Source organism: Nocardiopsis sp. CNS-639 (assembly GCF_000381685.1).
GTDB lineage: Bacteria > Actinomycetota > Actinomycetes > Streptosporangiales > Streptosporangiaceae > Nocardiopsis > Nocardiopsis dassonvillei.
The window spans coordinates 557,889-575,805 of record NZ_KB906854.1 but is presented as its reverse complement, the minus strand read 5'-3'; the positions used below and the strand labels follow the sequence as shown (position 1 = coordinate 575,805).

General features: G+C 74.4%; 17 protein-coding genes and 1 riboswitch. Of the genes, 6 read left to right on the top strand and 11 right to left on the bottom strand.

The window, feature by feature from the left end; translation table 11 throughout:
- Positions 1-73: 73 nt before the first annotated feature.
- Entirely contained in the window at positions 74-547 is a 474-nt protein-coding gene (locus G011_RS0102325; protein ID WP_369756863.1) for a MarR family winged helix-turn-helix transcriptional regulator, read from the bottom strand.
- 193 nt (positions 548-740) lie between these two features.
- On the opposite strand from G011_RS0102325, the gene G011_RS0102320 reads away from it, so the two are divergent.
- From G011_RS0102320 to G011_RS0102310, 3 genes are all read left to right on the top strand, one after another.
- Positions 741-1,283 carry a YceI family protein gene (locus G011_RS0102320; protein ID WP_013151923.1) on the top strand — a complete coding sequence of 181 codons (543 nt, stop codon included), beginning with the start codon at positions 741-743 and terminating at the stop codon, positions 1,281-1,283.
- Positions 1,284-1,480: 197 nt separating this feature from the next.
- Positions 1,481-1,792 (top strand): DUF2470 domain-containing protein, encoded by a 312-nt coding sequence (locus G011_RS0102315; RefSeq protein WP_019607042.1) that lies wholly within the window; start codon positions 1,481-1,483, stop codon positions 1,790-1,792.
- Positions 1,793-2,198: 406 nt separating this feature from the next.
- Positions 2,199-4,910, top strand: a complete 2,712-nt coding sequence (locus G011_RS0102310) for a serine/threonine-protein kinase (protein ID WP_019607041.1) — start codon at positions 2,199-2,201, stop codon at positions 4,908-4,910.
- A gap of 243 nt (positions 4,911-5,153) precedes the next feature.
- Here G011_RS0102310 and G011_RS0102305 read toward each other — a convergent pair whose 3' ends face one another.
- Both G011_RS0102305 and G011_RS0102300 read right to left on the bottom strand, forming a co-directional pair.
- Positions 5,154-7,109, bottom strand: a complete 1,956-nt coding sequence (locus G011_RS0102305; protein WP_019607040.1) for a DUF6596 domain-containing protein — start codon at positions 7,107-7,109, stop codon at positions 5,154-5,156.
- 57 nt (positions 7,110-7,166) lie between these two features.
- On the bottom strand, positions 7,167-7,493 hold the full coding sequence (locus G011_RS0102300; protein WP_013151919.1) for a YciI family protein: 327 nt from the start codon (positions 7,491-7,493) through the stop codon (positions 7,167-7,169).
- A 140-nt stretch (positions 7,494-7,633) separates the two neighbouring features.
- Between G011_RS0102300 and G011_RS0102295 the strand changes: the two genes are divergently transcribed.
- Positions 7,634-8,302: a DUF998 domain-containing protein gene (locus G011_RS0102295; RefSeq protein ID WP_019607039.1), complete on the top strand. Its 669-nt coding sequence runs from the start codon at positions 7,634-7,636 to the stop codon at positions 8,300-8,302.
- 116 nt (positions 8,303-8,418) lie between these two features.
- Complete coding sequence (locus G011_RS0102290) at positions 8,419-9,339, top strand: aldose 1-epimerase family protein (RefSeq protein ID WP_019607038.1); 921 nt, start codon at positions 8,419-8,421, stop codon at positions 9,337-9,339.
- 224 nt (positions 9,340-9,563) lie between these two features.
- Here G011_RS0102290 and G011_RS0102285 read toward each other — a convergent pair whose 3' ends face one another.
- The 8 genes from G011_RS0102285 to rpe form a co-directional block, all read right to left on the bottom strand.
- Positions 9,564-10,151, bottom strand: coding sequence for an NTP transferase domain-containing protein (locus tag G011_RS0102285; RefSeq protein WP_019607037.1), 588 nt, complete (start codon positions 10,149-10,151; stop codon positions 9,564-9,566).
- Positions 10,152-10,321: 170 nt separating this feature from the next.
- Entirely contained in the window at positions 10,322-11,482 is a 1,161-nt protein-coding gene (locus tag G011_RS0102280; protein WP_019607036.1) for an XdhC family protein, read from the bottom strand.
- A gap of 111 nt (positions 11,483-11,593) precedes the next feature.
- Complete coding sequence (locus G011_RS0102275; RefSeq protein ID WP_019607035.1) at positions 11,594-12,058, bottom strand: PH domain-containing protein; 465 nt, start codon at positions 12,056-12,058, stop codon at positions 11,594-11,596.
- Positions 12,059-12,304: 246 nt separating this feature from the next.
- Positions 12,305-12,778, bottom strand: a complete 474-nt coding sequence (ribH, locus tag G011_RS0102270; protein WP_026337944.1) for a 6,7-dimethyl-8-ribityllumazine synthase — start codon at positions 12,776-12,778, stop codon at positions 12,305-12,307.
- A gap of 123 nt (positions 12,779-12,901) precedes the next feature.
- Positions 12,902-14,191 carry a bifunctional 3,4-dihydroxy-2-butanone-4-phosphate synthase/GTP cyclohydrolase II gene (locus G011_RS0102265; RefSeq protein WP_019607033.1) on the bottom strand — a complete coding sequence of 430 codons (1,290 nt, stop codon included), beginning with the start codon at positions 14,189-14,191 and terminating at the stop codon, positions 12,902-12,904.
- A gap of 92 nt (positions 14,192-14,283) precedes the next feature.
- On the bottom strand, positions 14,284-14,916 hold the full coding sequence (locus G011_RS0102260; RefSeq protein ID WP_019607032.1) for a riboflavin synthase: 633 nt from the start codon (positions 14,914-14,916) through the stop codon (positions 14,284-14,286).
- Positions 14,917-15,035: 119 nt separating this feature from the next.
- Positions 15,036-15,166: riboswitch (FMN riboswitch) on the bottom strand.
- Positions 15,167-15,320: 154 nt separating this feature from the next.
- On the bottom strand, positions 15,321-16,313 hold the full coding sequence (locus G011_RS0102255) for a phosphatase PAP2 family protein (protein ID WP_026337943.1): 993 nt from the start codon (positions 16,311-16,313) through the stop codon (positions 15,321-15,323).
- A gap of 251 nt (positions 16,314-16,564) precedes the next feature.
- A complete protein-coding gene (rpe, locus tag G011_RS0102250; RefSeq protein ID WP_019607030.1) occupies positions 16,565-17,236 on the bottom strand; it encodes a ribulose-phosphate 3-epimerase in 672 nt (223 codons plus the stop codon).
- Positions 17,237-17,523: 287 nt separating this feature from the next.
- Between rpe and G011_RS0102245 the strand changes: the two genes are divergently transcribed.
- Complete coding sequence (locus G011_RS0102245) at positions 17,524-17,916, top strand: hypothetical protein (protein ID WP_019607029.1); 393 nt, start codon at positions 17,524-17,526, stop codon at positions 17,914-17,916.
- The last annotated feature ends 1 nt before the right edge of the window (position 17,917 follow it).

Below are 17,917 nucleotides of genomic sequence, written 5' to 3'. Positions count from 1 at the left end.
GGTCACCGGCCGCCCTCGGGGTTCGCCGGACACACGGAACGAGCGGGCCCGCGGGGACGACGGGCGCGGGGCCTCACCCCTGCCGGGCGGCCTCGTCCTGCTCCAGCGCGCCGATGATCGAGCCGAGCTGGGCGACCTGCTCCTCGCTGAGGCGGTCGAAGACCAGCGAGCGCACGCGCTCGGCGTGGCCGGGCGCGGCCTGGCTCAGGAGGAGGGAGCCCTTGTCGCTGAGCACGGCCCACAGCCCGCGGCGGTCGTCGTCGCAGTGCTCCCGGTGCACGTAGCCGCCGCGTTCGAGCCGTGCGACCTGGTGGGAGAGCCTGCTCTTGGACACGATGACGCTGTCGGCGAGCACCCGCATGCGCATGCGCCGCCCCTCGGCCTCGGACAGGTGCACGAGGATGCCGTACTCGATGAGGGAGAGCCCGGTACGGGCGCGCAGGTCCTTCTCCAGCTCGTCGTAGACCCAGGCGTTCATCCTGAGGAAACCACGCCAGACGTGCTGTTCCTTGACGTCGAGCCACCCGGCGTTGTTCATGCGGCCCATCGTAGCGGCGTGTCCGAAACCCCCGCTCCGCCACACCGTCGGGCCCCGCGTCGGCTCTCCTCGGGGGAACGCCTTGCACGAGGGCCCGGCATTGCCTAAACTCCTCTTCCGAGGAAGATTCTTCTAAGGCGTCTTGTTACACCTCAGCGAATGGGCCCGGTCCCCGGGTCCGCCGACCCGACAGGGAGACACCATGGCAGCGCAGGAACTCCAGGCCGGAACCTGGAAGATCGACACCGCCCACAGCGTCGTCGGCTTCTCCGTACGACACATGATGGTCAGCAAGGTCCGCGGGCGGTTCGAGAAGTTCGACGCCACGCTGACGGTGCCCGAGGACCCCACCCAGGCGTCCGTCGAGGCCACCATCGACGCCAGCTCGATCAACACCGACAACGGTGACCGCGACAACCACATCCGCTCCGCCGACTTCTTCGACGTCGAGAACCACCCGGAGTTCACCTTCCGCTCCACCGGCGCCGTCGCCAAGGGCGAGGACTTCGTCCTTCAGGGCGAGCTGAGCATCAAGGGCAACACCCGCCCCGTCGAGATCGCGCTGGAGTTCAACGGCTCCACCATCGACCCCTACGGTCTCAACCGCGCCGGCTTCACCGCCTCCACGCAGATCAGCCGCAAGGAGTTCGGCGTGGACATCGAGATGCCGATGGACGGCGGCGGCGTGGTCGTCGGCGACAAGATCACCATCGACATCGACGCCGAGTTCACCCGCCAGGCCTGAGCACGTCCGTGACGGCCGGGCGGACTCCGGGCCGGACGAAGCAGGGGAACACGCGGGACGGGACGGCCTCCCGGAAGTTTTGACGACACACCGTCATCACCTTCGGGGCCGCTCGGATATCGTCAGCGGGGGGAGGGCGCACAGCCCTCCCCCCGCTCGTGTCACGCGTGCGCGCCACCCGCCGACCAGGAGGTCCCGTGTCCCCGTCCAACCCCTTCTCCCCCGAGGTCGTCGCCGCCGTCACCGCCCACATGAACGGCGACCACCCCGAGGACACCCTGCTCATCTGCCGCGCGCTGGGCGGCCAGCCCGGGGCCACCGCCGCGCGCATGACGGGCCTGGACGGCGACGGCGGCGACTACGCGGTCACCGTGGACGGAACCGAGCACGCCGTGCGCGTGCCGTGGGCGCGACCGCTCACCGAGCGCGCCCAGATCCGCGCCGAGGTCGTGCGCATGTACCAGGAGGCCTGCGACAGGCTCGGCGTGACCCCGCGCGGACGGCACTGAGCACCACGGGCGGCACCGGGCCCTCGTGCCGCAGGGGCGCACGGCCGACCGCGAGCAGCTGACCGGCCGCCTGGGATCGGGCCGCCATGTCACAGAGGACGGGGCCGAACAGGCGGTCCCGCACGGCGGAGCGGGGCCGGTGCGCGGTGGCCCGCGCGGACGTCGCCGAGGCGCGCGCAGGGCCGCGGCACCGGTCTTCCCGCCCCGGAGCGCACCGTCTGCGCGTTCCGGGTGGAACTCCATGCGCCCACGGGGAGTCAAAGGAGACGAGGGGCTACGCCGAGGAACCCGCACCGGGGCCCGAAACGGCGCGCGAACCGCGCCGCGCGGACCTACCCTGGAGGGGCCCTCGTTCCCCCGCAGGTCCACGACACCAACGCCTATCCGAAGGATGGCTCCGACCCCGATGGTCACGCCCGACCCCGGTGACGAGAACGCGCCGACCCAGCGGATCGAACCCACCGCGCCCACCACACGCATCGGCCCCGACGAGGACCGCACGCGTGCGGCCCGCACCCACCGGGCCACCCGTGTGTTCCGCCCGGGGACGGCCCCAGGGGGCGACACCGAGCCCACCCGCGTGTCCTCCCCGGCCGCGGACCGCACAAGCGTCCTGCCCGGCGCCGGCCAGGCGGACGCCACCCGCACGGCCGACGCGGCCCCGGGCGCGCGCCCCGCCCGCACCATCCCGGGCGACGGCCGCACCGACGGCCGCGCGCCCTGGTGGCGGACCCTGTTCGGCCCGCTCCTGGACTGGATGGCCCGCCTGGTCTCGCGCGTGGTGGTCGGCCCCGCCAGCGACCTCGACTACGCCGTCCCCGCCGAACTGCGCCGCCGCTACCGCGTGCTCGACCACATCGGCGCGGGCGGCGAGGCCGTCGTCTACCTGGCCGAACCCACCGACTCCCCCGGGCGCCGACTCGCTCTCAAGGTGTACCGGCCCGGCCACGACATCAACCGCGAACTCCTCGACCGCCTGCGCGCCCGCGGCACCGCCTCACCGCACACCCCCGCCATCCAGGGCTACGGCACCGCCGCCAGCTCCTGGGGCGAGGACCTGGCCTGGGAGGCCCAGGAGTACTTCTCCCACGGCTCGCTGCGCGCGCTCATCGACCAGGCCCCGCTGCCGGACGACCGCGCCCGCGCCGTGGTCTCCGCCGTCGCCGAGTGCCTGCACCACTGGCAGGACGAACTCCAGCACAACCACACCGACGTCAAGCCCGAGAACCTGCTCGTGCGGTCCCTGGACCCGCCGGTCGTGGCGCTCACCGACTTCGGCGGCGCCGTACGCGCCACCATGAGCCGCGTCTACGGCGGACTGGCGGTCACCGAGGACTACGCCGCGCCCGAGGTCGTCGAGGGCCGCCGCGAGGCGCCCGCGGCCTGGTGGTCTCTCGGCGTGATCGTGCACGAACTGGTGGCCGGACGCCGCCCCGAGCGCGGCGGCAACTGGCTGACCGCCCGCAACACCGAGGTGGACATCTCCGCCATCACCGACGAGCGCTGGCGCCTGCTCGCCCGCGGCCTGCTCACGCTCGCGCCCTCGGCCCGCTGGGGATACGACGAGGTCGCGCAGTGGCTGGCGGGCGAGCGCCCGCAGATCCGCGCGGTCAAGCGCCTGCGCCCCATCGAGTTCGCCGGAGCCAGCCACGAGGACCCGCCGAGCCTGGCCTTCGACCTGCTCGACCGCTCCGAGACCGGCGCCATGTGGCTGCGCACCCACTGGTCGCAGCTGCGCAGCTGGCTGGACCGCGAGGTCAACGACTACACCTTCGACCGCGCCTACCTGACCGGCCTGGACGCCCACCCCGAACAGGCGCACGTGGCGATCAGCGCGCTGGCCGCCCGCTACGTGCCCGGGATGCCGCCGCGCTTTCGCGGCCACGAGATCAGCGCCGACGGGCTGCTGGACCTGGCCACCGGCGACGCCAGCCGCCACGCGGTGGTGCGCGAGGCCGTGACCTCGGGCGCGGTCGGACTGGGCGCCCAGCACTGGTGCCCGCACCCGGCCTGCCGCTCGGGCGGTTCGGGGCGGTGCGCCCTGCTGGAGCGCGTCCAGCACGAGGTGCCCCTGATCATGCGCAAGGTGTCCGAGAACGTCGACCAGCTGGTCGGCTCGGGCCCCGACGCGCCCCGGCGCCCGGACACCCACGAGACCGACACCGCCTGGGCCCGGGCGGTCGAACTGGTCCTGCTCCCCGACACCGCCTCCCGGAGCCGGTCGCTGCTGCGCCGCCAGTCCTGGCACCCGCGCCAGCGCACCGCCGCCCCGCACGCCCCCTGGTGGGCGGAGCAGCGGCGCCTGGCCCTGCGCGACGCCAACGGCCGCGACGCCCTGGCCACCCGGGCCGCCCTGATCACGGCGGTGCTCCTGCTGCCCGAGGCGGCCCGGGTCGGCGGCGCGGTCGCCGAGCGCGAGCGCGCCGACGGCAGGGCACGCCGCCAGGACCGGTGGGCGTCGCTGGCCGGTTCGGCCGGTGAACGCTGGTCGCAGGTCCGCGAGAAGGCGGCCGGAGTCCGCAGGCGCGCCGCCGGGGCCTCCCCGCCCGGCCAGTCGGGGGGCGCGACCGCCCCGCACCCCTACAACCCCGCGGGACCGCAGGATCCCTCGCTCGACCCCCGCGAACAGGAACGCCGCAGGCGCCGGGCCGACAAGACCATGGGCCAGATCCAGCGGGCGATGAAGGCGGGCGCGTGCCGCCGGTTCGCCTACCCCGCGGCGCTGCTCGGGCTCCTGGACGGCCTGGGCCGCGTGGTGCGCCCGCAGGAGGGCTTCTACCCCGAGAGCGAGTTCGTGACCTCGGCCTACACCGGACTGCTGGACGCCAGCAACGGCGCCGTCCTGGGCTGGCTGTCGGAGGTCACCGGGGCCGTCACCGGTCTGCTGCCCGGCGACACCGGGGCGGCGTGGTGGCTGCCGGTGCTGCTGTCGGTGCTGCTGGTGGCGCTGGGCCGCTCGGCGGCCAGCAGGAAGCCCACCTCGCGGGCCCGTCGGCGCCTGGGGGCCTTCCGCCTGGCCGTGGTGGGAACGCTGTTCATGGTGGTGGTGCTGTTGTCCACGGGCCTGTTGGCGCTGGGCTCGGGGGTGCTGATCCCCCTGGACGGCCTGCTCGCCTAGCGTCCGGTGCGGGCGGTGGCCCGGCGCCCACGGGTGGGCCGCCCGCCCCCACCGGACCCGCCGTCCCCGCGCCGCGCCTCGGGTGCCCGCCGGAGAAGCCCACCGGGCCGACCCGCGCGAACCGTCGTACGGGAGACGGCCCGGAGGACCGCTCGCCGATCCGGGAGCCCGCCCGGGACACTCCCCGGCGGGCCGGCCGGGACCACGGGGCGGGCCCCTGCGCCCCGCCGCGCGCGGGCGCGCTCAGGGCCGGAGCCTGCTCAGGGTGTAGCCCCGCCCGGCCGGGTCCAGGGAGCGCGTGGCCCGCTTGAACAGGTACTCCGCACGCGGATAGGACAGGCGCCCCCGCCCCGTCAGCGGGCACAGGTCGGCCGCGGAGGGGCGCCGCGCCGGTCCCGGACGCCGGTCGGCCAGAAGGAGCGGCCCCCGCTCGCGCCCCGCCACGAGCCCGGGCAGCAGCCGGGCGGTCCCCGACCGCCAGCCCACCCAGCCGTCGCCCGACCGCGCGCGGCGGTCCTCCAGGTCCAGGTCCTCCACGTTGAGCGCCAGCACGGAATTCACCCGGGCGCCGGACTCGTGCAGCAGCCGCCACAGCACGCGCTCGCGAAGCGCGAAACCCTCCCCGTCGCACAGGCGCGCCACGGTCTCGGGGTCGAGCGGCACGTGCGGTGAGCGGGTCTCGCCGCGCCGTTCCAGGTCCGCCGCGAGATCCTCCAGCCCCGCCCAGGCGCCGAAGGAGCGCACGGTCGACCGGTGCCGGTTCCACGTGCGCGGGGCCGCACCGCCCCAGGCGGTGGCGAACACGCCCGCCACCCGTTCGGGGGTCAGGTCGGCCAGGGGCAGCCCCTCCCCCAGCGAACGGCACAGCCGGTCCAGGGTCTGGCCGTAGGAGCGCAGCGTCTGGGGGTCCAGGTCGTCGCGGCCCAGGAACTCCCGGGCCGTTGCGCCCAGGTCGGGCCCGGTGGGCTCGGGGACCGCGGTCCCCTCGGCCCGGCGCGACAGGAAGGCGCGTTCGGCGGTGTTCTCGGCCAGCACGGCGGCGCGCTCGAACTCCCGTTTCGCCTCGGCGGCCCGGCCCAGCCGCAGGAGCAGGTCGCCGCGTACGCCGGGCAACAGGTGGTAGTCGCGCAGGACCGGGTCCCCCGCCAGCTCGTCGACCAGGGCCAGCCCCTCCCCCGGACCTCGGGCCCTGCCGACCGCCACGGCCCGGTTCAGGCGCACGACCGGGGTGGGCAGTAGGACGACCAGCTGGTCGTAGAGGGCGGCGATACGGGCCCAGTCGGTGTCCTGCTCGCTGGTGGCCCGGGCGTGGCACACGGCGATCGCCGCCTGGAGCACGTAGGGGCCGGGCGGGCCGCCCGCGTCACGGGCGCGCAGCATGGCGGCGAAGCCCCGGCGCACCAGCAGGGGGTCCCAGCGGCCCCGGTTCTGCTCGTGCAGTCGGACGATCTCGCCGGAGGGGCCGGTCCGGGCCCCGGCCCGGGACTGCTGGAGCTCCATCAGCGCCACCAGGCCGTGCGCCTCGGCCTCGTGCGGCACCAGTTCGGCCAGGGTGCGGCCCAGCCGCAGCGCCTCCAGGCACAGGCCGGGGCGCATCAGGTCCTCGCCCGAGGTCGCCGCGTAGCCCTCGTTGAAGACGAGGTAGATGACGCCGAGGACGGAGGAGAGGCGTTCGGCCAGCTCCCGTCCGTCGGGCAGACCGAAGGCCACCCCCTCCTCGGCGAGCAGCCGTTTGGCCCGCGCCACGCGCTGGGCGATGTGCCCCTCCCCGGTGAGGAAGGCGCGGGCGATCTCCCCGTTGGTCAGCCCGGCCACCAGACGCAGGGTCAGCGCGACCCTCTCCGGAGTGGACAGCACCGGATGGCAGGTCGCGAACAGCAGGCGCAGGACGCCGTCGTCCGGGGCGGGCGCGACCCCGGGACCGCGCTCCAGCTCGTGGGCGATCTCCTTGTGCTTGCTCTCCAGGCGGTGCTCCCGGCGCAGACGGTCCAGGACGCGGCGTTTGGCGGCGGTCATGAGCCAGGCGCCGGGGTTGTCGGGGATCCCCTCACGCGGCCACTGCTCCAGGGCGGCGACGAGGGCGTCCTGGGCGCACTCCTCGGCGGCGCCGACGTCGTGCGCGATCCGGGTGAGCGAGGCGACGATCCGCGCCGACTCCATCTTCCAGACCGCGTCGACGGTGCGGTGGACATCGGTCACACCGAAGATGACAGCACCGGCCGGGCTCGTGCGCAACCCGGCCGGTGCCGCGGCCGGTCAGGGACCGAAGACCTGCTGGATGACGCTCTCGCCGTCGCCGACGATGCGGCGGAAGCGGCGGGCGACCTCGAGGGCCTCCTCGCGGGAGCGGACCTCGACCAGGGCGAACCCGGCCACGGCCTCCCTGGCCTCGGTGAACGGGCCGTCGGTCACGGTGATCTCCTCACCGGCGGAGACCATCCGGACACCGCCGGGCTCCAGCCCCCCGGTGGCCAGAAGGACTCCGGAGGCGGTGAGCTCCTCCACGAACGCGGCCATCTCGGCGTACAGGCCCTCGTCGTCGCGGGCGTCCTCGGAGGGGCGGGTGGTCATCAGGAAGCGCACGGCGTGCTCCTTCGTCTCGTTTTCGTTGCCTTCGGATACACGTCGAACGAGGTGATGTGACAGGGAACGGTCGCGTTCCCTGTCACATCGCCGCAGCGACGTGAGAGGGAGAAGCACAGAACACGAGAGAGGCCCCGGCCATGACCGCCACCCCCGCCACCGCACCCCGTGTCCGCCTCGCCACCGCGGACACCACCCGCGCGCTGCTCGCCGGCGCGGCCCTCGCGGCGCCCCTGTGGGCCGCCGTCTCCCTGGCGCAGGCCGCCGCACGGGAGGGGTTCGACCTGACCCGGCACCCCCTGAGCGCGCTCAGCACCGGCGAACTCGGCTGGCTCCAGATCACGAACTTCCTGGTCGCGGGCGCCCTGACCGCCGCCGGAGCCCTCGGGCTGCGCCGGTCCATGCGCGGTGCGCCCGGCGGCACGTGGGCGCCTCGGCTGGTCCTGGTCAACGGCCTCGGCATGATCGCGGCGGGGCTCCTCGTCATGGACCCGGCCGACGGCTTCCCCGTCGGCACCCCCGCGGGGATGCCCGAGCAGCTCACCTGGCACGGCTACGGCCACATGGCCGCCGGATCGGTCTCCTTCGCCGCGCTGATCGCCGCCTGCTACGTACTGGGGCACCACTACGGCCGCACCGGCCACCGGGGCGCGGCCGCCGCCTCCCGTGTCGCGGGCACCGTCCTGCTGGTCGGCAACGGCTGGGCGATGACCGGCGGCCAGTACGGCTCGCTGACCCTGGCCGTCGGAGCCGTCACCGCCATGCTGTGGGTGTCCACGGTCGCCGCACTCCGCCTCAGGACCTCCTGAACAACTTCCGTCACACGCGTCACGTGTCCCGCCGTGTCCCCCCGGCGGGGCGCGTGGGCTATGATCGCCCGGTTCGGCACACGGACGCACGGCCACGACGGGGAAGAAGGTGTCAGGTGGGTGAGGTGATCGAGCTGCGCTCGGGAGAGTACCGAGCGCGCGTCGACCGCACGGGAGCGGGACTGCGGGCACTCACCTGGCGCGGCCGCGACGTGGTCTGGCCCTACGACGGGGACGGCCCCAAGGCCTTCCAGGGCCAGGTGCTCGCGCCGTGGCCCAACCGCGTGACCGAGCACGGCTACCGCTTCGACGGGGTCGAGCACCGTCCCGAACCCAACGACCCGGCCACGGGCACCGCCATCCACGGCCTGGTCCACGACCGGGAGTGGACGCCGGAGACGGTCTCCGAGGACGCGGTCGAACTGCGGCTGGACTTCGGCGGCGGGCCCGGCTACCCCTTCCCCCTGGAGATGAGCGTCACCTACCGGCTCTCGGCCGACGGGCTGACGGTCGCCACCACCGCCCGCAACCCGGGCGGCTCCCCCCTGCCGTTCGGGCTGGGCTTCCACCCCTACCTGACCCTGGGCGAGCCGCTGTCGGCCCTGGCCGCGCGCGGGGAGTTCGCGCTGGAGGTCACCGCCGGCACCCGCCAGCCGGTGGACGGGCAGATGCTGCCCGTGGGCGGCCCCGTCCCCGTGGACGGCGGCGACTTCGACTTCCGCGCGCCCGGCCGCCAACTGGGCGACACCGTCCTGGACACCGCCTTCACCGAACTGGAGAGGGACGCCGACGGGCGCGCGTGGGTGCGGGCGAGCGGCCCCGAGCACCGGGTGTCGCTGTGGTGCGACCGCGGCTTCGGCTGGTTGCAGCTGTTCAGCGCCGACACCCTCGGCGGGGACGACCACCGGGCCCACCTGGCCGCCGAGCCCATGACCTGCCCGGCCAACGCGCTGGCCACCGGCACCGACCTGATCGTGCTGGCCCCCGGGGAGTCGACCGCGCACGTGTTCGGCATCCTCGCCGAGCCCCTGGCCTGAGCCCCGGCCCACCGGCGCGCACGGCGCCGTGACTCTTCCGGCGGGTCCGGCCCCGCCGGAAGAGGCCCGCGGTCGCCGAACCGATGACCCGGCCCACGCGAGCCCAGCCGTACGGGGGCGCGCCGGGACCGGACACGGCCGGGGAAGGGAGGGCTCGCCCGAACCGGGCACAGCCCGGAACGAGGGGTTCAGTCCGCAGCGGACACGGCCCCGGGCAGGGGGGCTCAGCCCGAACCGGAGGGCTCCCCGCCCAGCACGCCGCTGAGCCGCTCCAGGTCCTCCACCGTGTCGATGTCCTCCGGGCTGGCGATGTCGTCGCAGGCCACGGCGGTGACCAGGTGGGAGTACGCGCGCAGGAACGGGCGCGCCCCCACGTCGTGCACGGCCATGGCGTAGGCCGTGGACCAGTGCTCGCGACCCAGCAGCACGGGGTTGCGCTGGTTGCCGCGGTAGGTGGCCACCACGGCGCGGGCGCCCTGCTCGTGCGCCTCCACCAGGCGGCGCACCGCCTCGGGGGTGACCAGGGGCTGGTCCGCCAGCGCGATCAGCACCGCGTCGACCGTGTCGGGCAGGGCGTCGATCCCGGCGCGCACCGAGGACCCCATCCCGGTCCGCCAGTCGGGGTTGTGCACCGTGTGGGCGCCGCGCACCGGGGTGTCGGCGGCGCCCAGCACCACCATGACGGGAGCGCAGCCGCCCGCGGTCAGCGTGCGCACGCCGCGGTCCACCAGACGTTCGCCGCCCACCTCGACCAGCGCCTTGGGCCGCCCGAGTCTGCTCCCCGAACCCGCGGCCAACAGCAGGCCCGCCACCGGACCCGTACGCTCCCCGCCCTGCTCCTGCCCCCCGATACCCATGACGTGATGATGCCACGCACGGACGCGAGGGATGGGCGACCTGGCACAGCCCGTCCGGCCCTGTTCCGCGACCGCCCCCACGGACCCGCCGTGACCAGGCACTCCACGGACCGGCGGGTTTCGGTTCACTTCACACGGTGGCCGAATCCGGCCGGAACCAGGGGTTTACCCGACGTGTCGTGGTGGATCCGGCCGCTGGTCTCACGCAGGGCCCGCCCGCTGCCGCCCCACCGCACCTGCACCAACTCCGCGGCGATCGACACCGCCGTCTCTTCCGGAGTACGCGCCCCCAGGTCCAGACCGATCGGCGAGTGCAGGCGCGCCAGCTCCGCCTCACCCACCCCGGCCTCGCGCAGCCGCTCCAACCGGTCCTCGTGCGTGCGCCGGGACCCCATCGCGCCGATGTACCCGGCGCGGGTGCGCAGGGCCACGCTGAGCACCGGCACGTCGAACTTGGGGTCGTGGGTGAGCACGCAGATGGCCGTGCGCTCGTCGATCTGGTCGGCGATCTCGTCCAAGAACACGTGCGGCCACTTGACCACCACCTCCTCGGCGGTGGGGAAGCGCTTGGCGGTCGCGAACACCGGCCGGGCGTCGCACACCGTCACCCGGTAACCCAGGTAGGTGCCCAGGTCGGCGACGGCCGCCGCGAAGTCGATCGCGCCGAAGACCAGCATGCGAGGGGCGGGCGCGAAGGACTGCACGAACACCTCCAGCTCGTCCCCGCGCCGCTGCCCGTCGGTGCCGTAGCGCAGCAGGCCCGTACTGCCCTGGGCCAGCATGCCGCGCACGTCGTCGTCCAGGGCGTCGGCCAGCCTGTCGCTGCCCAGGTCGCCCTCGGCGTGGCCGGGCCAGACCACCCGGCGCCGCCCCACCCGGCCCTGGTCGGAGGGGTCGGAGACGATGGTGGCCACGGCGACCGGCTGGTGCTCGTCGACCGCGCCGATCACCGAGCCCAGCTGGGGGTAGGCGGACCGGCTGATCGGCTCGATGAACATGTGCAGTGTTCCGCCGCAGGTCAGGCCGACGCTGAAGGCGTCGTCGTCACTGACCCCGTAGGTGCGGCGCACGGGGACCCCCGTGCGGATGACCTCCAGGGCCTCCTCGTAGACCGCGCCCTCCACGCAGCCGCCGGACACGCTGCCGACCGCCTCCCCCGAGGCGCTGACCAGCATCGCCGCCCCGGCGTCGCGGGGAGCGCTCTTGTAGGTGTCGATCACGGTGGCCAGCGCGAACGTCTCGCCCGACGCGTACAGGCCGGACACGGCCGCTCGGATGTCGCGCACGCGGTACCTCTTCCACGTTCCGTCGGTGGCTCTCGGTACCAAAGTATGTGCCCCGCACAACACTCGGGAGCCACCGATCCTCAGGAATTCGGCGGCTCCTCCCGGAGGTTCCTACGAGCGGTCGGGCTCGCGGCCCTCGCCGCGCTCGTGCAGCAGCGCGCGGAACTCCTCCAGGGCGCGCCGGGCGGACTCGCCGTCGGCGCTCTGGATGGCCATCACCGCCAGGGTCGTGCCGTCGGACAGGTCCGCCGAGGGCCAGGGCTCGCCCTCGGGCATCCGCACGTCCACGACCTCCGCCCAGGACAGCACGTGGGTGCGGATGCTGTTGACCACCGTCACACCCTCCTCACCGGCCACCAGCCGCGGCCGGGCCAACAGGTGCAGGGCGGCCGCGATGGCCAGGCCCAGGCCCACCATCAGGACCCGGTCCATGACCCCCCAGCTGCCCGGCAGGATCACGGCCAGGACCGCCAGGGTCGCCACGATCAGCAGCGCCAGGCCGTAGGCGACCCACCGCACCGACCGGGGCCGCCACGTCCTGGGCAGCACCGCCTGTCCCGACTCCTCGCCGTCCACGGGCTGTTCCCTCGTCCGCACCAACTGCTCCACTTCTGGACCGTGTCCGCCGCGGTCCCGGCACGCCGCCAGGCCGCGTCCCGCGACGCCGTACCCCGCCGGACGGCCCCCTCGGGCCCTCCGGCGCGCACCGCCCGGCGAGGACCGCCCAGCGGCCACCCGCCGGATCGGGACCCGCGCGACACCTCTTCGGCCGTCCGCGTGCGCGGACGGCCCACCACCGTCACCGTGCGCCGCCGGACCGGATCAGCGGCGCAGCCCGCGCAGGACCGCCGCCGTGTCCAGGGCGGCCAGCGCGGCCTCGGCGCCCTTGTCCTCGGCGCTCCCCGGCAGACCGGCGCGGTCGAGCGCCTGTTCCAGGGTGTCACAGGTGAGCACACCGTTGCCCACGGGGGTGGAATGGCGCAGCGCCACCTCGGTCAGGCCGTGGGTGACCGACTGGCACACGTAGTCGAAGTGCGGGGTGCCCCCGCGGATGACCGCGCCCAGGGCGACCACGGCGTCGTGCTTGCGGGCCAGCTCCTGGGCGACCACCGGGATCTCGACCGCCCCGGCCACCTCCACCACGACGGGCTCGGCCGCGCCCGAGGACGCCACCACCTCCAGCGCCCTGGTGAGCATCGGCTGGACCACGCCCGCGTTCCAACGGGTCACGACGATGCCCACCGACATCCCCGAGGCGTCGACACCACTGCTGTCGGGGCGTCCTTCACCACTCATGGGCTCCTGCTTCCTCTCCGAACGAAGTGTGCGGCCCCGGACCACCGCCGGGGCGGGCGCCGCCCCGGCCTTCCGGGGGCGCCGCGCGCGGGGCGGCCGGTCGGCCGCGCCGCAGGGCCGGGGTCAGCGGACGACGCCGGTCAGGTCGTGGCCCATGCGGTCGCGCTTGGTGCGCAGGTAGTCGATGTTGTCCTCGGTGACGAAGGAGGGCATCGCCACCCGCTCCTTGACCCGCACCCCGTGCTGCTCCAGCCCCTCGGCCTTGGCGGGGTTGTTGGTCAGCAACCGCACCGACGACACCCCCAGGTCGGCCAGGATCTGCGCCCCGGCGCCGAACTCGCGCGCGTCGGCGGGCAGGCCCAGGCGCAGGTTGGCGTCCACGGTGTCCGCCCCCTGGTCCTGGAGGCTGTAGGCGCTCAGCTTGTGCAGCAGACCGATCCCCCGGCCCTCGTGGCCGCCCAGGTAGACGAGCACCCCGCGCCCCTCCTCGGCGATGTCGGCCATGGCGGCGTCCAGCTGGGCGCCGCAGTCGCAGCGGTGGGAGCCGAACGCGTCGCCGGTGAGGCACTCCGAGTGCAGGCGCGCCAGGACGTCGGTGCCGTCGGTCAGGTCCCCGTACACCAGCGCGACGTGCTCGGCGCCGTCTGCGGTGCCCCGGTACCCGACCGCGCGCCACTGGCCGTACCTGTTGGGCAGGCGCGTCTGGACCGCGCGGGAGACCAGCGGCGGGTGCGCCTCGGCCTCGGTGAGCGCCTCCCCCAGCGCCTCGCGGTAGGCGGCGAGCTGCTCGACCGAGACCAGCTTGAGGCCGTGCTCGTCGGCGAACGCGCGCAGCCGGGGCAGACGGGCCATGGTGCCGTCGTCGTTGACGACCTCGGCGAGCACGCCCGCGGGACGCAGACCGGCCAGGCGGGCGAAGTCGACGGAGGCCTCGGTGTGGCCGCGCCGGGCCAGCACGCCGCCCGGGCGGGCTCGCAGCGGCAGGACGTGACCGGGGCGCACGAAGTCGGCGGGGCCGCTGCCCTCCGCGGCCAGCAGGCGGATGGTGCGGGCCCGGTCAGCGGCGGAGATCCCCGTGGTGACGCCCTCGCGCGCGTCCACGGTGACCGTGTAGGCGGTACGCAGGCTCTCCTCGTTGCGCGCGGTCATCAGCGGCAGGTCGAGGCGGTCCAGGTCCCCGCCCTCCAGGGGGACGCACACCACACCGGAGGTGTAGCGGATCATGAACGCCAGGAGTTCGGGCGTGGCGAGCTCGGCGGCGAAGATGATGTCGCCCTCGTTCTCGCGGTCCTCGTCGTCCACCACCACGATGGCCCGCCCCGCGGCGAACTCGGCGACGGCCTCCTCGATCGGGTCGAGGACGACGGCCTGGTCGATCGGTGTCGTGGCCGGGGTGGGTTCGGTGACGGTCATGGCCGCTCCCTGGGATGGATCGTGGATGTGGGTGCTGGGGCGGGCGGCGGCCCGCCCGCGCGGGTCCGCCCCCTCGTGCCGTGCGCGGGCGCTCACGCCCGCGGGCGGACCGCCGCCACGGCGGTGATGCGCTCGACGTACTTGGCGATGACGTCCACCTCGATGTTCACGGTGGCACCGGTGGCCAGTCCGCCCAGAGTGGTCGCCCGCAGGGTCTCGGGGATGAGGCTGACCTCGAAGAACTCATCCTCGGCGCCGGGCTCGCTGACCGCGGAGACGGTGAGGCTGGTGCCGTCGACGGTGATCGAGCCCTTCTCGACCACGTACGGCGAAAGGTGGGCGGGCAGCCCGAAACGCAGAACGTCCCAGTTGTCGCCGGGATTCCGGGAGACCAGGGCGGCGGTGCCGTCGACGTGGCCCTGGACGATGTGCCCGCCCAGGCGGCCGTCGGCGCGGGCGGCGCGTTCGAGGTTAACGGGGGAGCCCGGGGCCAGGCCGCCGAGGCTGGAGCGGTCCAGCGACTCCTTCATGACGTCGGCGGTGAAGGTGCCCTCGCCCCGGTCGACGACGGTCAGGCACACACCGTTGACCGCGATGGAGTCGCCGTGTGCGGCGTCCGAGCTGACCAGGGGGCCCCGGACGGTGAGCAGTACGGCCTCACCCGTGGTGCCCGCGGCCTGGATGGAGACGACCTCGCCGAGTTCCTCGACGATTCCGGTGAACACGCCCTTGCCTTCCCTTCGCCTGGTGGCTCCGGGGTGAGGGGACGCGTGGAGAAGGGTCCACGAACAGGACGGCACCGGGGCCGCGCGTCAGCGGACGCGGGCGGCGAGGGGCCGTCCCGACACGTACTGCCTCCCATCCGGACTTTCACCGTCGGTACCGGAATTCCACCGGTTCAACCGGCCGATGGACTCGGCCGGGTCGCGGACTGTCACCGCCGGTTCGGAATTACACCGACCCCGGAGCACGTGTTGAACTTGCTGGTAGGGATCCTAACCCCTCGTCAACAGGAGCGCCTAGCCGGTGTGACGCGAATCATCGGGCCCCACAGGCGTCGGCGCGGACGGCACGCGCCCGGTCGGGCGGCCCCGGCGGGCGTGTCGCCGCGGCCGCGCGTCCCGCCCGCTCAGGAGGTCTCGGCCTCGGCCCCGGGCCGGGTGGCCAGGCCGCTGCGGACGAAGGCCTCCGGAGCCAGGAAGGAGGCCCAGAAGGTGATAGCGCCGTAGGCGACGAAGGACACGGCGGCGTCGGCGAGCCCGCCCAGGTGGCCGAAGAGCACGCTCACGAACACCTGCACCAGCACGATCACCGAGACCCCCAGGACGAAACGGGCGGCCCGGGAGGCCAGGGTGCCCGCGGCGCTGTACCATCCGCGCCGGGCGAGCAGGGTGAAGCCCACCAGCCCGCCCAGCAGGGTCCCGGCCACGGTGTACAGACCGGTGAGGGTTTCGGCGGCCGGGTCGGCGGGGACCGCGCCGATCCACTCCTGGGGAACCGTCCAGTCACCGCGCACCAGCAGCTGCCACAGGGTGGCCGCCAGGCAGGGCAGCAGGGCGACGGCCAGGGCGTAGCCCATCCAGCGGGCCGTGCCCAGCCCCAGCCACCAGGCGGTGACGCGGTCCTCCCAGCGCAGGACCGCCCACAGCAGGGCGGCGCCCAGCACCAGCCCGGCCACGACGTCGCTGATGAAGTGGGCGCCCAGGTAGACCCGCGAGAGCGAGACGAGCGCGATGACCGCGACCGCCGCCCACAGCACGGCGCGGCGGCCGGACCTGATGCCGAGGTAGCCCCAGGTGACGGTGGCGCCCTGGGTGTGCCCGGAGGGGATCCCGAAGCTGTCCGAACTCGTGTGGGCCGTGACGCGGGCGTCGAACCAGGGCGGCCGGGCCCCGTAGAGCAGGGACTTGAACAGCTGGTTGACCACGCCGGAGCAGGCCACCACGACGAACAGGCGCGCCCCCAGGCCGGGGTTGACGCACCAGAAGACCAGGGTGAGGGCGAGGATGACGAGCGTGTGGGAACCCAGGTGGGTGACCAGGCCCAGCGGGTGAGCGAGCCAGTCCCCCAGGCCCTGGAGCCAGAGGATGGGGACGGTCTCCGCCTCCCACAGCGCGTCCATGGCCAGGTGCTCGGCGGTCCAAGCGTTCAACGCGTACTCCCGGGGGTCCGCGCCTGGCAACGCGCTCACGCCGCGCCGCTCCCCCGCGCGCGCGAAGGCGGAGGGGAAGACGGAGCCGCGACCAAGCGAGATTCACGACTACGAGTCGCACAGCTTAGGGGGAGACGCAGGGCGGGGCCAGCGAAGGGCGGAACCGTGTCGCGATCGTTGCGCAGACGGACGTTCGGTTGCGGAGGGTCGGGGCTTCGGGTTCAGGACCTGGCGGCGGCCCCGGCGGCGAGGGCGCGCAGGGATTCCACGGCCTTGGCCGGGTCCTGGGCCCCGTAGACGGCCGAACCGGCGACGAAGACGTCGGCTCCGGCCTCGGCGGCCCGCTCGATGGTCTCCTCGCTGACGCCGCCGTCGACCTGGAGCCAGACGGAGGCCTCGCGGCTGTCGAGGATCTCGCGGGCGCGGCGGATCTTGGGCAGGACCACGTCGAGGAACTTCTGTCCGCCGAAGCCGGGTTCGACGGTCATGAGCAGGAGCATGTCCATCTCGCCGACGAGGTCGGCGTAGGGCTCGACGGGCTCGGCGGGGTTGAGGGCCAGGCCCGCGCGGGCGCCGAGGCGGCGGATCTCGCGCAGCGTGCGCACGGGGGCCCCGGCGGCCTTGGCGTGGATGGTGACGCTGCCCGCGCCCGCTTCGGCGTAGGCGGGGGCCCAGCGGTCGGGCTCCTCGATCATCAGGTGGCAGTCCAGGGGGGTGTCGGTCGCCTTGAGCAGGGACTCCACGATGGGCAGGCCGAGCGTCAGGTTCGGGACGAAGTGGTTGTCCATCACGTCGACGTGGAGCCAGTCGGCGGAAGGGGACACGGCGGCCGCTTCGTCGGCGAGGTGCGCGAAGTCGGCGCTCAGGATGCTGGGTGAGATCTGGATGGCCACGCGTGCAGTGTAGCCACGGCGGAGGGGGGCGGGTGGTCCGGGTGCGGGGCCCGGAACTGCGGGGATGCGAAGAGGTTTTCCCCTCCCCCTCACTGTTCGGGGTGTCTTTGTGGAGGATCTTTACGACGTAGATTACAAATCGCCCTTTTCGGACATGCGGAGTGGCCGAGAGGAGTGGGGGGAGGGCGTCCGAGCACACCTGGCACGGCCCCCGGGGAGGTGGGGCCCGTGCCAGGTGCCGTGGCGGACGCCCGCGCGCAGGAGCGTCCGGGAGGAATGGGAGATCCGTGAGCGAGGACACCGCGGCGGAGCTGGGCGTGGTCTGCGAGCACGCCCGCGACATCAGGGACCGGCTGGAACCGGTGCCCGGCGGCCCCGCGCTGGTCGACGCGGTGCTCGGGGCCGCGCGCGGCGGCGGGGACGCGTCGGCGGAGCTGGCCGAACTCCAGGAGGCCCTGGTCGCCCTCGACGGGCGCGGGCTGGCCGCCCACGCCGACGGAGTGCACCGGGTGGGGTCCGGGGGCGCGGGGGTGGCCGGGATCGGTCTGCCCCGCCCCGCCTTCGCCCTGTACGGGTGCCCCCAGGGCAGGTGCGTGCGCACGTGGGAGCCCACACCGGCCGAGGACGTGCCGGCCTGCCTGGTCAGCGGCGCCGCCCTGCGCCCGCCGCGGGGGCGGTAGG

Coding starts and splice junctions, on each gene's coding strand:
- ribH (WP_026337944.1), bottom strand. CDS start 12,778: ATGAGTGGTGAAGGACGCCCCGACAGCAGTGGTGTCGACGCCTCGGGG.
- G011_RS0102310 (WP_019607041.1), top strand. CDS start 2,199: ATGGTCACGCCCGACCCCGGTGACGAGAACGCGCCGACCCAGCGGATC.
- G011_RS0102255 (WP_026337943.1), bottom strand. CDS start 16,313: ATGGACGCGCTGTGGGAGGCGGAGACCGTCCCCATCCTCTGGCTCCAG.
- G011_RS0102295 (WP_019607039.1), top strand. CDS start 7,634: ATGACCGCCACCCCCGCCACCGCACCCCGTGTCCGCCTCGCCACCGCG.
- G011_RS0102265 (WP_019607033.1), bottom strand. CDS start 14,191: ATGACCGTCACCGAACCCACCCCGGCCACGACACCGATCGACCAGGCC.
- G011_RS0102325 (WP_369756863.1), bottom strand. CDS start 547: ATGGGCCGCATGAACAACGCCGGGTGGCTCGACGTCAAGGAACAGCAC.
- G011_RS0102320 (WP_013151923.1), top strand. CDS start 741: ATGGCAGCGCAGGAACTCCAGGCCGGAACCTGGAAGATCGACACCGCC.